15 protein-coding genes and 2 rRNA genes are annotated in these 15,085 nt (G+C 38.6%); 7 read left to right on the top strand and 10 right to left on the bottom strand.

The features are described from left to right. Positions 1-29 precede the first annotated feature (29 nt). From NsoK4_RS10095 to NsoK4_RS02770, 5 genes are all read right to left on the bottom strand, one after another. Entirely contained in the window at positions 30-161 is a 132-nt protein-coding gene (locus NsoK4_RS10095; RefSeq protein ID WP_256438682.1) for a hypothetical protein, read from the bottom strand. 239 nt (positions 162-400) lie between these two features. Then, entirely contained in the window at positions 401-1,162 is a 762-nt protein-coding gene (locus tag NsoK4_RS02785; RefSeq protein ID WP_249111124.1) for a sensor histidine kinase, read from the bottom strand. 83 nt (positions 1,163-1,245) lie between these two features. After that, positions 1,246-3,318: a pentapeptide repeat-containing protein gene (locus NsoK4_RS02780; protein ID WP_211687891.1), complete on the bottom strand. Its 2,073-nt coding sequence runs from the start codon at positions 3,316-3,318 to the stop codon at positions 1,246-1,248. Positions 3,319-3,490: 172 nt separating this feature from the next. After that, positions 3,491-6,480 (bottom strand): 23S ribosomal RNA (locus NsoK4_RS02775). A 151-nt stretch (positions 6,481-6,631) separates the two neighbouring features. Further along, a 16S ribosomal RNA gene (locus NsoK4_RS02770) occupies positions 6,632-8,102 on the bottom strand. Together the 16S and 23S rRNA genes form the textbook arrangement of a ribosomal RNA operon. A gap of 348 nt (positions 8,103-8,450) precedes the next feature. Between NsoK4_RS02770 and NsoK4_RS02765 the strand changes: the two genes are divergently transcribed. The 3 genes from NsoK4_RS02765 (at position 8,451) to NsoK4_RS02755 (ending at position 11,140) form a co-directional block, all read left to right on the top strand. Further along, entirely contained in the window at positions 8,451-9,746 is a 1,296-nt protein-coding gene (locus tag NsoK4_RS02765) for an aspartate aminotransferase family protein (RefSeq protein WP_249111123.1), read from the top strand. 206 nt (positions 9,747-9,952) lie between these two features. After that, complete coding sequence (locus tag NsoK4_RS02760) at positions 9,953-10,282, top strand: P-II family nitrogen regulator (RefSeq protein ID WP_211687889.1); 330 nt, start codon at positions 9,953-9,955, stop codon at positions 10,280-10,282. Positions 10,283-10,318: 36 nt separating this feature from the next. After that, positions 10,319-11,140 (top strand): tetratricopeptide repeat protein, encoded by an 822-nt coding sequence (locus NsoK4_RS02755; protein ID WP_211687887.1) that lies wholly within the window; start codon positions 10,319-10,321, stop codon positions 11,138-11,140. Between the two features lie 3 nt (positions 11,141-11,143). On the opposite strand, the gene NsoK4_RS02750 is transcribed toward NsoK4_RS02755, so the two are convergent. Beyond that, on the bottom strand, positions 11,144-11,851 hold the full coding sequence (locus NsoK4_RS02750; RefSeq protein ID WP_249111122.1) for a hypothetical protein: 708 nt from the start codon (positions 11,849-11,851) through the stop codon (positions 11,144-11,146). An 81-nt stretch (positions 11,852-11,932) separates the two neighbouring features. Here NsoK4_RS02750 and NsoK4_RS02745 point away from each other — a divergent pair, with 81 nt between their 5' ends. From NsoK4_RS02745 to NsoK4_RS02730, 4 genes are all read left to right on the top strand, one after another. After that, positions 11,933-12,334 (top strand): SHOCT domain-containing protein, encoded by a 402-nt coding sequence (locus NsoK4_RS02745; protein WP_211687885.1) that lies wholly within the window; start codon positions 11,933-11,935, stop codon positions 12,332-12,334. Position 12,335: 1 nt separating this feature from the next. Continuing rightward, positions 12,336-12,791: a cupin domain-containing protein gene (locus NsoK4_RS02740; protein ID WP_211687883.1), complete on the top strand. Its 456-nt coding sequence runs from the start codon at positions 12,336-12,338 to the stop codon at positions 12,789-12,791. 2 nt (positions 12,792-12,793) lie between these two features. Then, entirely contained in the window at positions 12,794-13,156 is a 363-nt protein-coding gene (locus NsoK4_RS02735) for a cupin domain-containing protein (RefSeq protein ID WP_211687881.1), read from the top strand. Between the two features lie 61 nt (positions 13,157-13,217). Then, on the top strand, positions 13,218-13,892 hold the full coding sequence (locus tag NsoK4_RS02730; protein WP_211687878.1) for a DnaJ domain-containing protein: 675 nt from the start codon (positions 13,218-13,220) through the stop codon (positions 13,890-13,892). Between the two features lies 1 nt (position 13,893). Here the strand turns inward: NsoK4_RS02730 and NsoK4_RS02725 are convergent, their stop codons facing one another. Genes NsoK4_RS02725 through NsoK4_RS02710 form a run of 4 tightly spaced genes read right to left on the bottom strand, consistent with a single transcriptional unit; the run spans position 13,894 to position 15,032 of the window. Next, a complete protein-coding gene (locus NsoK4_RS02725; RefSeq protein ID WP_211688846.1) occupies positions 13,894-14,301 on the bottom strand; it encodes an HIT family protein in 408 nt (135 codons plus the stop codon). Next, on the bottom strand, positions 14,298-14,549 hold the full coding sequence (locus tag NsoK4_RS02720) for a hypothetical protein (protein WP_371816039.1): 252 nt from the start codon (positions 14,547-14,549) through the stop codon (positions 14,298-14,300). Before NsoK4_RS02720 ends, NsoK4_RS02725 begins: the two co-directional genes overlap by 4 nt. A gap of 25 nt (positions 14,550-14,574) precedes the next feature. Next, positions 14,575-14,742 (bottom strand): hypothetical protein, encoded by a 168-nt coding sequence (locus NsoK4_RS02715; protein WP_211687874.1) that lies wholly within the window; start codon positions 14,740-14,742, stop codon positions 14,575-14,577. A 41-nt stretch (positions 14,743-14,783) separates the two neighbouring features. Then, a complete protein-coding gene (locus NsoK4_RS02710; protein WP_211687872.1) occupies positions 14,784-15,032 on the bottom strand; it encodes an Lrp/AsnC ligand binding domain-containing protein in 249 nt (82 codons plus the stop codon). Positions 15,033-15,085 lie beyond the last annotated feature (53 nt).

Genomic DNA, 15,085 nt, shown 5'->3' with positions numbered 1-15,085 from the left:
ATTAGATGTGAAATTAAGCCTATTAATTTCTAGGGTAACCCATCAGAATCATCAGCACAATGTTTATGAACCCATTTTTCTTCTTTGTTTTTTGCGATTTCCTTACCAGGTTGAATCTCATCCCCGCATGAAACACACAAAGTTGCAAATTTTGCTTTCATACCAATAATACAGATTTGAAGAATAAATTACCTTAAATAGAAAAATCACTAACCAAAGGTCAACATAAAATTTTGTCATATTTTGTTATGTAGGATTTTTTCAGAATTGACAAGCAGATCTATTAGCAACTATAGATCATTGTTTTCAGAAATGTCTGAAAATCAGAAAGAGTGGTGGATTGGTCTTCCTAAAGAACTTCAAAATGACATAGAATTAGAAGAATAATCCAAGCAAAATCTCAATCATGTTTAGGCAGTTTTATTGTAAATGTAGTAGGTTTGTTTGATACAGAAATAGAACCTCCATGTTGCTCAATGATGCTTTTACAAATGACTAGTCCTAATCCGGTTCCAGTGCTTTTTGTAGTAAACATAGGTTCAAAAATTTTCTCTAAATTCTCTTCAGGAATTCCAGGACCAGAATCTTTTACATGGATTGTTACATGTTCAGAATCAGAAGAGACGGTTATGTCAATTTCTCCATGTCCATTAATTGAATGGATTGCATTATTCAAAAGGTTAGACATTACACTTTCGATTTTTCTTGAGTCACAATTTACCATTACGTCATTTTCTGGCAAATTGATTGTAATTCCATAAGAACGAGCAACATTGTTCAGTGCCAATTTAACAATATGCAAAAAAGAAGATTGAGATTTTTTGATTTCCGAAGTTCTTGCAAAATCCAACACATCTTCAATTAATCTATTCATATCCAAAACAGCATTTTGTAATCGAAGCCATTTTTCTTTTCCTTTAGAATCTAATTTAGAAAGTATTTCAGGAGTCAACATATCAGAATAAGTTTGTATAATTGTTAGAGGATTTTTCAAATCATGTGCAACTCTACTTGCCATGGTACCAATAGTCGCAAGTCTTTCAGATTTTACTAATTCTGCACTTTTTTGTTCTATTTCAGAGCGGAGGACTTCATTTTGTTTAACTAGTTGCTGCTCTACTTCCAAAAGACGCTTTTCTAGTTTTTTTTCTTTTTCAGACACTGTCAATAATGACTATTCAAGAAATATAATACAAACGCTTGTATGTAATTTTCAAGGACATATTTAAAAAAGATTCACAAAAACTAAGGGCAGCCTTCGCAACCATCGTCATTTACATCTTTGAATACAGAATATTGAATTTTAGAATCAGACAAGTCTGCTAATGATAAGTTTGCTTCAGTAAAATCAGTTTGAACCAAAATCGCACTAGCCAAAATAGAGCCTTCAAGATCAGTTCCAATCATTACAGAATTCGTAAAATCAGTTCCAAAGAGATTAGCAAATTTCATTTCAGAGTTTGAAAAAACAGAATGTTGAAGATTTCCATCGACGAGTTTTATTTTCGAAAGAATAGAATCAGAAAGATCTGAATTTGTGATTTTTACATTTTTTAGGTTTAACCCAGTCAAGTCAACATGCTTGAAATCAACATTATCAAAAGTAATTTCATTTAAACTAACCCCATGTAATCTAACTTTTGAAAAATCAGAATTTGTGATGTGTACAAAATCCAAATTAGACCCAGATAGGTCAGCATATTTTGCGATAGTATCGTCAATTACGGCATATCGAAATTCTGCACCTGTAAGAATAGAACCAGTCATGTCCACAGAATTAAGATTGGCAAAACTTAGATCAATGCCACTCATGTCTGCATCAATTAAATTTACATTTGAAATACTACTATCTTTCAAATTGATGTTATTTAATGCAGTGTCTGAAAGCATGACTCTGTTTAGTGTAGAATTCTGTAAATTGGTGTCTTTGAAAATAGAATTAGACAAATTAGTGTCAATTAATTGCACTCCCTCAAGATTTGCATTTTCAAAATTAGAGTTGGAAAGATCAACATTGTCAAAAAGAGAGTAAGACAGGTCTGCAAATCTCAAATCAGAATTATTCATTTGAATTTCAGATATGGTTTGTCCAGACAGATCACAGCCTATCAAGTTTGCAGATGGTTTTATGACACAATCATTGAGGAAGCCTTCAATAGAAGTTAAAGAAAGCGAGACATCTTTGAAAACAGCATTAGTTACAGTAGAGTTTGTTAGATTGGCATCATCCAAGGTTGCAAAAGACAGGTCTGAATTAGTAAGGTTAGCATACGTCAAATCAGCATTTTTCCATTGAGAGTTTTTTAGATCTGCCTCGGTAAAGTCAGTATTTGAGGCATATGAATAATCAAAATCAGTATTTTGTAGATTTGCGCCTACAAAAAATGAATTAGAAACATCAGAACCAGTAAGGTTAGATCCAGATAAATCCAAATAATTTAATTTCATTTGGGATAAATTAGCGTTCATTATTTTAGAATTAGACAAGTTTGCCTCATCCAGTACCACTTCATTAAAATGAACATCATTAATTGTTGCGCCATTAAAATTTACCAGTCTAAAGTTTGTTTTTTCTAATTTTGAACCAGATAAATCTGCAAATGTTAAATCAGCATTATCAAACATAGACCAACTAATATCGTTGTTTTGTAGATTGGCGTTTTTCAAAATAGTTTCATCAAATCTTGTTTGGCTTATCACACTTGAAGACAAACTAGTATTTTGTAGATTGGCATTTGTAAGAATCGAATTCTTCATAGTTATATTTTCCATACTGGTATTTTCTAGATTAGCATTTGTAAAATCCACATCTTTTATTTCAGAATTATCAAAAACGGTTCCAGTTAAAACAGAGTTTTTCAGTATGGTTCCATGTAATTTCATATTTGAAAAATCCTGATTAGACAAATTAGAATCACTAAGATTGGTATTTGTAAAATCCACATTGCGTAATGTAGTTGTGCTAAAATCCCTTCCAGAAAGATCAGTTCCAGAAAAATTTACATCAGATATGGTTGCTCCTCTAAAATCAACATCACTAAGGTCCATCCCAACAAAAGACACACCAGAAATTATTTTTCCATAGTATGACAAGATACCTCCAAAACCTTGGGAGTTGTCATCAATTGAGATGATTTGATTTTCAATAAGATATTCTAATGCATTTTTAAATTCCGTATCACTAACAAGGCCATCAGCCCAAAACTTTATTGTTGTTTTAATCCATTCTGGAAAAATTTCAGAGTTAGTTTGTGCAAATCCCGAAGGAACAGTAGAAATCAAAACAACAAAAAAGAAAACTAGGATTTCATGCTTCATATGCTATGCAGAAATTTTGATAATTTAAGTATAAAATCAGATCATATGAATTTCAAGGCCTAGCTCACGCTAGGCATGATTAAAAATAAAATCATCGTACAAGTCGTGTATAGCATTCGCTAAGTGAATTCAAAATGATGAATTCATCGCGCATAGTCTCTATGTAAGTGGCTGAACCGATGTGTTGGTCTATTAGTAAAGGCTGGCTCACCACTCGCCGAAGCTTGTGATCTACACCACCTTCCTATCAACGCAGTCTTCTGCTGCCGACCTTCATCTTACGAAAGAATAACTTGTCTCGGGATAGGATTCGTGCTTAGATGCTTTCAGCACTTAGCCTAAACGGCTTAGCTGCCCGGCCTGCCTTGTCAGACAACCGGTAAACCAGTGGCCACGCTGCTCTGTTCCTCTCGTACTCGGAGCAACTTCCCCTCAGTTATTCGCGCTTCCATTAGGCAGAGACCGACCTGTCTCACGACGGTCTAAACCCAGCTCATGTTCCCTTTTAATAGGCGAGCAGCCTCACCCTTGGCCCCTGCTGCAGGACCAGGATAGGAAAAGCCGACATCGAGGTACCAAACCGCGGGGTCGATAGGAGCTCTCGCCCGCGACGAGCCTGTTATCCCTGGGGTAATTTTTCTGTCACCTCCGGGCCCCAATAGTGGGCACACGAAGGATCGCTAAGCCAGACTTTCGTCTATGAATTCCGTGCGTTTGGAAATCCATTCAGTCGAGTTTTTGGCTTTGCCCTCTTCAACGGATTTCTGCCCCGTTTGAACTCAACTTTGGGCCCCTTTGATATCTTTTCAAAGGGGTGCCGCCCCAGCCGAACTGCCCACCTGCACATGTCTCCAGTCTTCTCTGGATGAGTGATACTGCAAAAAGAGTCTGGTGTTACATCGTTGCTTCTTAACATCCCGGAGAACGTTAAGCATGGCTCCCAGATACCCTGTGCAATTCTTACTATACCACAAGCACAAGCTGCAGTAAAACTCCACGGGGTCTTCTCTCCCCAATGGAAGATGATGGACTGTTCGTCCACCTTATGTGGCTTCACCGGGTTGTAGGCGGGGACAGTGGGGCTCTCGTTGTTCCATTCATGCGCGTCGGAACTTACCCGACAAGGCATTTGGCTACCTTAAGAGAGTCAGAGTTACTCCCGGCGTTAACCGGCCCTTAGCTCGGTTGAACCCAAGTTTTAGGTACCGGCACCGGCCAGGATTCAGCGACTATACAAATCCTTTCGGACTAGCAGTCGCCTGTGTTTTTATTAAACAGTCGAAACCCCCTTGTCATTGCAACCTGCGGTCCCCATTCCTCATGAAGATCGCAGGCATCCCTTATACCTAAGCTACAGGACTAATTTGCCGAATTCCCTCGCCATACGGTATACCCGTAGCACCTTAGCTTTCTAAGCCAGCGCACCTGTGTCGGTTCTGGGTACGAGCTTACATTTTGCTAACTACATAGTCTTTCATGGTCTCTTGGAATCAAGGAAACTCCGCTAACGCGAAGCCACTCCCGTCTCGGATTAGTTCTCGTCATTACGACACTCCCTAACCCTCGAACAGTTAGATACAACGACGGTTGTACAACCCCTATCCGAAAGCAAACCATATAGCTCAAACGCTCCATGTAAGGTACTGGAATATTAACCAGTTTCCCTTTCGATTTACTCTGTTGAGGTAAACCTTAGGATCGACTACCTCCAGGCTGATAACGCATTGCCTGGAAACCCTTGCGCTTACGGTGGTATGGATTCTCACCATACTATGCTGTTACTGCCACCAGGATCTGCAATAGAAACCGGTCCACAGGACGTTACCGCCCTGCTTCGACCCAATCACTACGCCAACCTACCACGAACCATCAACTGATGGTTATCTAAAGTATCGGTACTTTGCTTTAGCCCCGTCCGTTTTTGAGGCATCCCCCCTCGGCAGGTAAGTTGTTACACACTTTTTAAAGGATAGCTGCTTCTGAGCTTACCTCCCTGCTGTCTTGGCGAGAACACGCTCTTTGGCTTGACACTTAGCAAAAATTTGGGGACCTTAACTTCAGTCTGGGTTAAACCCCTCTCGGTCATGAGCCTTACGCCACATGAACCCGTGTCCTTGCTTCTATGATGTATATCCGTTCGGAGTTTGAAGGAGCGGTGAGGGATTTCTCCCCCGCGCCGCTCTATCAGTGCTCTACCGGAAACACTATCTCCACAAAGCACGCCCTGCGAGACGCTTCGGTTGGAACTAGCGAGCGCCAGTCTAGATTGGTTTTTGACCCCTATTCCCAAGTCATAACAACGATTTGCACGTCAGAACGTCTTCAGACCTCCAGCGGGCTTTCGCCCGCCTTCATCTTGCTCAGGAATAGATCGACTGGCTTCTAGCCTGGCCGCCATGACTCAACGCACTTTCACACGCTTCTCCTCACAATGCTGCGAGAACTCGGTTTCCCTTCGACTACACCTTTACAGGTTTAATCTTGCCATGACAGTCAGCTCCCTGGCCCGTGTTTCGAGACGGAACGCATGACACTGATGACTTGAACATCAAACCTTTAGCTCTATTGCTAGAACCTCCAGTCTGAAAAAATCACCTTCCATGCCATGCACGTCTGTAACCAATAGGTTTCATGCACTTTTCACCCCCCTTCCGGGGTACTTTTCAGCTTTCCCTCACGGTACTAGTACACTATCGGTCTTGAGAGATATTTAGCCTCGGATGCTACTTTCACCCATATTCATTGCCCACTACCAAGGACAACTACTCGGACATGAATAGGACCCTTCCAACTTCGCTTACGGGGGTCTCACCCTCTATACCAGAACATTTCAGAACACTTCAGCTGTTTTTCAGGATTCCATATTATCATGCCAAAACACCACATCTCCCGAAGGATTCAGTTTGGGCTCTTTCCTTTTCGATCGCCTCTACTTGGGAAATCTCAATTGATTTCTTTTCCACGTGGTACTAAGATGCTTCAATTCCCACGGTTCGACTTCCACCACCAGTGTGATGGAATGCACAAAAGTGCAAGATTCTCATTCGGACATCTCGGGATCATAGGATGCGTGCGCCTACCCCGAGCTTATCGCAGCTTGCCACGTCCTTCTTCTCTCCTCAAGCCTAGCAATCCTCCTATTGGCGTCTTTACACCGGCAAATTCAGCCACATATTACACGACTATGCACGATGATCATCGCAAGCCCTCCAGGGTAGGAGGAGACCTGCTACATCCTTCATACATCACTTTCGTGATGCATTGCATCGATGATTTTGTGAAGATTAGTGCATCCGGCACATTTCCTTTTCTAAGGAGGTGATCCGACCGCAGGTTCCCCTACGGTCACCTTGTTACGACTTTTCCCTTGTCACGTACCTCAAGTTCGATAACGCCAATCAGACGTCACCTCGCTAAAGGCACACTTCAATGAAACGACGGGCGGTGTGTGCAAGGAGCAGGGACGTATTCACCGCGCGATAATGACACGCAGTTACTAGGGATTCCATATTCGTGAGGGCGAGTTGCAGCCCTCAGTCATAACTGTGGTAGTGTTTGAGGATTACCTCCTCCTTTCGGATTCGGGACCCATTGTCACTACCATTGCAGCCCGCGTGTGGCCCCAGAGTTTCGGGGCATACTGACCTGCCGTGGCCCCTTCCTTCCTCCACATTAACTGTGGCGGTCCCGCTAATTCGCCCCACTACTCCTGAGAGTAATGGTGGCAACTAGAGGCAGGGATCTCGCTCGTTACCTGACTTAACAGGACATCTCACGGCACGAGCTGGCGACGGCCATGCACCACCTCTCAGCTTGTCTGGTAAAGTCTTCAGCTTGACCTTCATTCTGCTGTCTCTCCGGGTAAGATTTCTGGCGTTGACTCCAATTGAACCGCAGGCTTCACCCCTTGTGGTGCTCCCCCGCCAATTCCTTTAAGTTTCATACTTGCGTACGTACTTCCCAGGCGGCAAACTTAACGGCTTCCCTGCAGCACTGCATTGGCCACAAGCCAATGCATCACTGAGTTTGCATGGTTTACGGCTGGGACTACCCGGGTATCTAATCCGGTTTGCTCCCCCAGCTTTCATCCCTCACCGTCGGACGTGTTCTGGTAGACCGCCTTCGCCACAGGTGGTCATCAATAGATCAAAGGATTTTACCCCTTCCTACCGAGTACCGTCTACCTCTCCCACTCCCTAGCTTTGCAGTATTCCCGGCAGCCTGTACGTTGAGCGTACAGATTTAACCGAAAACTTACAAAGCAGGCTACGGATGCTTTAGGCCCAATAATCATCCTGACCACTTGAGGTGCTGGTTTTACCGCGGCGGCTGACACCAGAACTTGCCCACCCCTTATTCATCGGTGTTTCTAGGACCGACAAAAGGTTCCTTTAGCAGAAACCACTCGGATTAACCTTGTCGTGCTTTCGCACATTGCAAAGTTTTCTCGCCTGCTGCGCCCCATAGGGCCTGGGTCCGTGTCTCAGTACCCATCTCCGGGCTACTCCTCTCAGAGCCCGTACCTGTAATAGTCTTGGTGGGCCATTACCTCACCAACAAACTGATAGGCCGCAGTCCCATCCTACGGCGATAAATCATTTGAAACATAAACCATTCCAGGCATAATGTTCTATCGGGCATTATTCTCAGTTTCCCGAGGTTATTCCCGTCCATAGGTTAGGTTGACTACGCGTTACTGAGCCGTCTGCCTTGTATTGCTACAATGACTCGCATGGCTTAGTATCAATCCGATAGCAGTCAGGTCCGGCAGGATCAACCGGATTCTGATTTTTGATTATTGAAGTACATTTGTACTAATTATTGGAATTGACGGATGCACATAATCTTCACATTTCAGATATTGATCACTTGATCAAATCCTCATTTTTGTATGCGTAACTGGAGGCCCATGAATCACAAAATGGTGCAATACCATACTTCATCACAAGCGCCGCCTATTGCGTTACGTATGCAGAAGGTGAAGAATGTAGAAACCATATAAACCATGCGTGAAATTATGACTGATCTCTATGTTTTTTTGAAAAAATTGCAACAAAAAATTAGGCATTAAGATGTACAGAAACAAGATTTATGAAAAATGATGGTTAAAATGGTAGGAATTGTAATGCCATTTGCTTTTGGATCACACTAAACAGTACAAAAAAAATACAAGAAATTCTGCCAAAATGTTTGCCAAATCTGCCAAACTTCACATAAACGGTGTTTCTCATAATATAAGATTTTATGAACCATATCCATTCATAGTCAAAAAATCCTCGGGAAAAAATTTAGTTGATGTAGATAACAACAAATACACAGATTATTGGATGGGTCACTGGAGTTTGATTTTAGGGCACGTTCCAAAAAAAATCAAAACTGCACTATCAAAACAAATTGAGAAAGGGTGGATGTATGGCACAGTAAATGAACAAACCATAAAGTTGTCAGAATTAATTTCAAAGGCAGTTCCAGTTGCTGAAAAAATCCGTTATGTCACATCAGGTACTGAAGCTACAATGTATTCAGTAAGATTAGCACGTTCTGTGACTGGAAAAAAAATAATTGCAAAGATTGATGGCGGATGGCACGGATACACTTCCGATTTACTAAAGTCAGTAAACTGGCCATTTTCAGAATCTGAAAGTTTAGGAATAATAAACGAGGAACAAATTGTGTCAATACCATACAATGATTTAGAAAAATCATTATTGATTTTACAAAAACATTCTAAAGATTTAGCAGGAGTAATAATTGAACCAGTGTTAGGTGGAGGAGGATGTATTCCAGCAGAGTCGGACTACTTGAAAGGGATTCAAGAATTTTGTCGTAAGAATAATTCATTATTCATACTAGACGAGATTGTTACCGGATTTAGATTCAGATATGGATGTATTTATCCCACAATGAAGTTAGAACCGGACATTGTAACTTTGGGAAAAATCGTAGGTGGAGGAATGACAATTGGGGTAATGTGTGGAAAAAAAGAAATCATGGAGTTTGCAGACACTACAGGAAAGAAAAAATCAGAAAGGAGTTATGTTGGAGGAGGAACCTTTTCAGCAAACCCAGTATCGATGATTTCAGGATTTGAAACATTATCATCGCTCAAAAATGACAAATCAATTTACTCAAAAATTAACAATCTAGGTGAATATGCACGAAAAGAGCTGACAAAGATATTTGATGGCAAAGTAATAGTTTCAGGAAAAGGTTCTTTGTTCATGACTCATTTTGTAAAAGAAGGAATTACCAGTATCAGAGATTCTGCAGATGTTGCCAGATGCGATACATCCAAATTGCACAAATACCATTTCAAGATGATCAGTCAAGACGGAATATTCTTTCTGCCTGGAAAACTAGGCGCAATATCAAATGCACATTCAAAAGCAGACATAAAACAAATGATTGAAGCAACTGAAAATTTTTAATAATTTAACAACTACCTAACAGTATGACAGAAAAGAAAGAAGAAAAAGAAGCATATGCAACAGATGATCCTACAAACACAGACGCCAAATCGCAAGAAGATATGGCAAAAGAAGCAATAAAGAAATTCAAATCACTCTAAGATACAGAGTATCTTTGTAAAAAACAACATTTACTCTTATATTGCAATAAATTTTCCAAAATACAGATGATCAGAATTACGGTAATTCTAAGCAATAATGAAGTAATGCCAATTAGTGAGGAGTTAAAAAGGTTGGAAATAGGCGGGCTGACAGTAGGCAAAGTTAGAGGCAGAGGGCAAACACCACCACCAGAAGTACACTCAGGGAAAGGAAGAGCTATCTTTCAGCCTCAATTCAGTCAAAAATACGTAGTACAAATCATTACAACAGACGACAAACAAGACAAAGTTATCGAAATTGTCAAGAAAAACGGCACCAAGGGTAAGATCATCATCGAACCAATTCTACGTGCGATAGACATTGCAACAAAAGAAGAAGGCGAATCAGTAATCTAAGAAAACTTTCTTTACTAATGTCATTTTTGTAATATCATGGGGTTTTTTGGCAAGAAAGAGAATCCAGAAGATTTGATTTATCAGGCAATGTCACTGATAGAAAAACAACAACCAAAAGGAGCAATTTCATTATTCAACAAAGTTCTAAAACAAGACCCCAAAAACACCCAAGTACTGTTTAACAAGGGTCTTGCGCTAAACCAGATAAAAAAATACAGCGATGCAGTTACTTGTTTTGATAGATTATTGGAAATAAATCCAAAAGACTCTCAGGCATTTAACAACAAAGGGATTGCTTTTGCAGAAATGGGTAATTTGCAAGGTGCAAACAAATGCTACGATAGTGCAATCAAAGCAGATCCAAAGCATGCTGCATCATATTTCAATAAAGGGGTTTTACTTGACAAGTTGAACGAACATGAAGAGGCACTAAAGTTTCTAGAAAAAGCAATAGAAACAGATCCCAAAAAACCAAATGCACTATTTTACAAAGGGATTGTTTTAGGAAAAATGAAAAAACATGAAGAGGCACTAAACTGTTTTGATAATGTATGTAGAAAATTTCCTAGCCATATGGATTCGTTATTTCACAAAGGAATAGAACTGGCAGAGATTCAAAAACATGAAAAAGCAATAGAAATTTTTGATCTAATTTTATCAAAACACAAAGACAATCCAAACATAATTTATGCAAAATCAAGGAGTAAAGCTGCACTAGGTCAATATCCAGAATCAATAGAATTGTTAAAGCAAGCAATATCAAAAAACCCCAAAGTCATAAGAGCATGGGCAAAGGAAGAAAAGGCGTTCACTCACCTACATAACGACACAAGATTCAGAGCACTAGTAAAATTATAAAATTTATAAAATTTTCTTTCTAACAGAATCTATCCTTATTATCCCAACTTTCTTTTTTGGTCCAACCAATCTTGCCTCAAATATAGGGACGTAAACTTCAGTGATGCCACGTAAAACAAAATCATCTTGCAAACCCCTCACATCAGTTTCCATTGGTTTTTTCAAATGAGATTTCAGTTTTTCAATTGCTGCATCATAAGTTAATTCAGGTCTTTTTACATTTGGTTCATTTTTTTGCAATAATCGCTTGGGATAATTTTCCACAGTTTTGGAATTTATTTTAAACGGGGATTTTATTTCACGTCCATGGTGATCAAAAATCAATTCATCTTCATCTTCAACAAACACATGTTCTTCTAATTTCACGTCAACTTTGTTTTTACCTCGTTTTCCAACAAAGGCTTTTTCTAATTTTGATTTTGAGCGAACAGGAAAAGTTCCATCACCCAAAACAACTTCATGAACATTTGAATCAACAGAAATTGTATGAATTGCCTTTCTGAAATAGTCAGCAGTGTATTTTCCTGAAACCATCAAAATACATTCGTAGTATAATTTTTGAGAGTGAATATGAACCTCCTCTTTTTTTGGTCTTGACAAAAGGGATTTGAATGGATCAGTCTTTTTTTGCTCAATCATAGATGCAGCATCAGCATCATCCATGTTTTTTTTCAGGACAATTGTTTTCACATCATAATCAGGATTTGCCAAAACTATTCATCATACGTAATTCTTGCTATTAAATGAATTTAGACAAGAAAGAAATAATAGAATTCAGAAACATCACAATACATGGCTACAAAAAAGACAACAAAAAAGACAACAAAAAAGACAACAAAAAAGAAACCAGGATACATCGAGAAATTTCTGAAAAAAGCAGACAAAGCAATCGAGGAAGGAATCAAGAGAGCAGATGAGGCATTAGAAGACGCAGTCGAGTTTGGAGAGATGGCATCCAGTCAGGCAAAAAAGACCAGTGATGAACTCAGAAAAAGAGCAATCAAGGAAGGAGAGTTACTCAAAGCTCAAGGCATGAAGAAGTTCAACGAAGGAGTTTCTGTTGCAAGACAGGCAACAAGTAAGGCAGACCAAGATTTAGACGCATTAGAGAGACTAGGAAAGCTGAGAAAAGAAGGGATCATCACAGAAAAAGAATTCCAAGAAAAGAAAAAGAAATTACTGTCAAGGATCTAAAATGAACAAAACAAACATTGTTGGAAAAGGAGACCAAAGAAAAGTAAATCCAAATTGGTTCACAGGTAAAACTTGGATGAAAGTGTTATCTGAAAAAATTAAATCAGAAGATCAAGACATATACCATGTCCATTTTGAAAAAGGGTCAAGAACAAAACTTCATGCACATAATGGAAACCAAGTGTTGATAGGAGTTAAAGGTAAAGGAAGTCTTGAAATTTTTAAAAAATATGGTTCAAAAAAAATAAATTTCAAAATAAAACGTATTCAAAGAATTACACTTTTGGAAGGAGATATTGTTCACATTCCAGCAAAAATGTTGCACACTCATGGTTCAATCGATAAGAAAAAAGAGTTTTCACACATTGCAATAAACATATTTCCAAAGAAAAATTCTGAGTACAAAACAACATGGTATGAATCAGATTTTAAAACAAAAGCTACAGATGTAATCTAGAAATGCACGTTAGAAAAAATTCAGAGATTCAACCAATAAAAGGAAGTGAAGGGACCACGGTAAAGCAATTTTTTCATCCCCACAACACACAAAATGGCATAAACTACAGCATAGCACAGTTTTCATTAGAATCAGGAAGAAAAACGCTCAAGCACAAACTAAAGTCATCAGAGATATACTACATTTTGGAAGGTCATGCAAAGATCGAGATAAATTTAGAGTCATTTGAATTAAGGAAAGATGATTCTGCATATGTTCCTCCAGAAGCAGAGCAGCAGATAGAAAATTTAGGAGATGAAGTATTGAAATTTTTATGCATTGTAGAACCAGCATGGAAAGTAGAAGATGAGATTATTTTAGAATAAAAAGACAAAAATTCAAAACCACACAGCATTGTTTTTAAAATATAACAAATCTCTAGCACTAGTGAATACTTACCAAGCCCTCAGAACATTGAATCTAAAGTCAGATTCATCATTTGAGGAGATCAAAGTAGCATATAGAAAACTAGCATTAGAATATCACCCAGACAAGAACACAAATGAAAAAGAGGGTAAAGAATTCAAAAAAGTTACAGAGGCATATAACATACTAAAGAAAAATCACAAAGAAGAGATTTCAGAGATCAAGCAAGAATACACAAACAAAGAAACAAAATCAAAAACCAATTTTAGAAAACCGCAATGGGGCGCACCTGAAAACGAACCACCACAACAAGATTGGAGTAAATTCACAAGAGAATTTGAAGAAGGTGATCCAGATTTTTGGAAAGAATACGAGCGAAAGTTTTGGGAAGAGTACAATGCACGCGTAAGACCAGATGGAAAACATGGAGAGTATGAAAAAGCAAAAGAGCCAAAGATTCAACCAAATCTCTTTGTGGACGTAGACAAATCATTATGCATAGGTTGTTGTAGTTGTGAAATAATCGCACCAGATGTCTTTGAGATAAATAAAAACTCAAAATCAAATCCAAAATCATCAGTAATCAACCCCAAGGGAGCAGGGGTTAATTTGATAATGAATGCAGCTGAAACTTGCCCAACAAAAGCAATAATTGTAGAAAACACAGACACTAAAGAAAGATTGTTTCCATTCTAAGTCATACAAGTTTTTTACGGATTTCATCAATTTCTGAATCAGACAGACTCACAGTTCCATGAAACATAGAATGTATTGCTCCCGCAGAATCAGAAGAGTCTCGTGGGACTAAATGAACATGCACATGAGGGATTTCTTGTCCAGCATCTTTGCCATTATGCACTGCAATCAAAGTAGCACCAGTCAACGCATCAACTTTTGACACAACATCATGCATTAAAGAAAATAGATCAGAGTTTTCTTCTTTTGATAAATCCTGAATTTTTGCGTGATGGTTTTTTGGAATCACTAGCACATGTCCTTTTGCCAAAGGAAATGCATCTAAAAACGCAATGGATTTTTCTGATTCTGAAATTTTTTTGACAGGAATATTTCCTGAAATTATTTTACAAAAGACACAATCAGTCATGGCTCTATTGTTGCCCAAGCAAGATCTTTTCCGAATTTTATAGTAACAACATCACCTGCTTTTTTTGTACAATCTTTGATTTGTTTAGGAACAATATCTGCTGTTTCAACATAACAAATACCATCATCATTATTTAAAATAACAACTTCCTCATAGACATCCTCTCTAATCAAATGCCAAAAAGGAAACACGAGTGTGGATAAGACTATAGCTGCTACTGCAAATGCTCCGCCAAATGCAAGAGTCATTTTTTTACCATCATTAAATTCCAATTTACCACGTTCCGCCAGAGCCAGAATTTGGATCAAGTTTCTTTTCAGGAACATTGCCGTGTGCTTTTTTCATGTGACGTTTTAAGCGCTCAGGATCATGTAAATCTGTCCCACATTCTTTGCATACTGTTTGATTATTATCTTCTTTTTTCTTACCAAACAAACCCATACTCAAAAATAATTTTAAAATCTCTTAAAAAAGTTTACAAATCATTCATCTATAGTTCCACCCTGTCCATACAACACAGGCATCGTATAGCTACTTGTGATGTCTTTCATGGTTCTCATTTTTGAAACAATCTTTTCAATACCATCAGGATTAGACGTCACAACTTTGAGGAATATATCGTATTTTCCCCAAATCCCATTAATTTCAACAACTCCAGGAATTTTTTTCAACTCTGAAATTAGTTCAGATTCAGTTCCAGTATTACAATTAAGAAGAATGTATGCTTGCATGATCTAAATTATGATTCGAGTAAATAAAGATAAGCTAATTTTCAAAAAAATTT

Origin of the sequence: Nitrosopumilus sp. K4 (genome assembly GCF_018128925.1) — an archaeon.
Lineage (GTDB): Archaea > Thermoproteota > Nitrososphaeria > Nitrososphaerales > Nitrosopumilaceae > HKST03.
The sequence above is the reverse complement of the archived record's forward strand: the minus strand, read 5'-3'. Positions and strand labels throughout refer to the sequence as shown.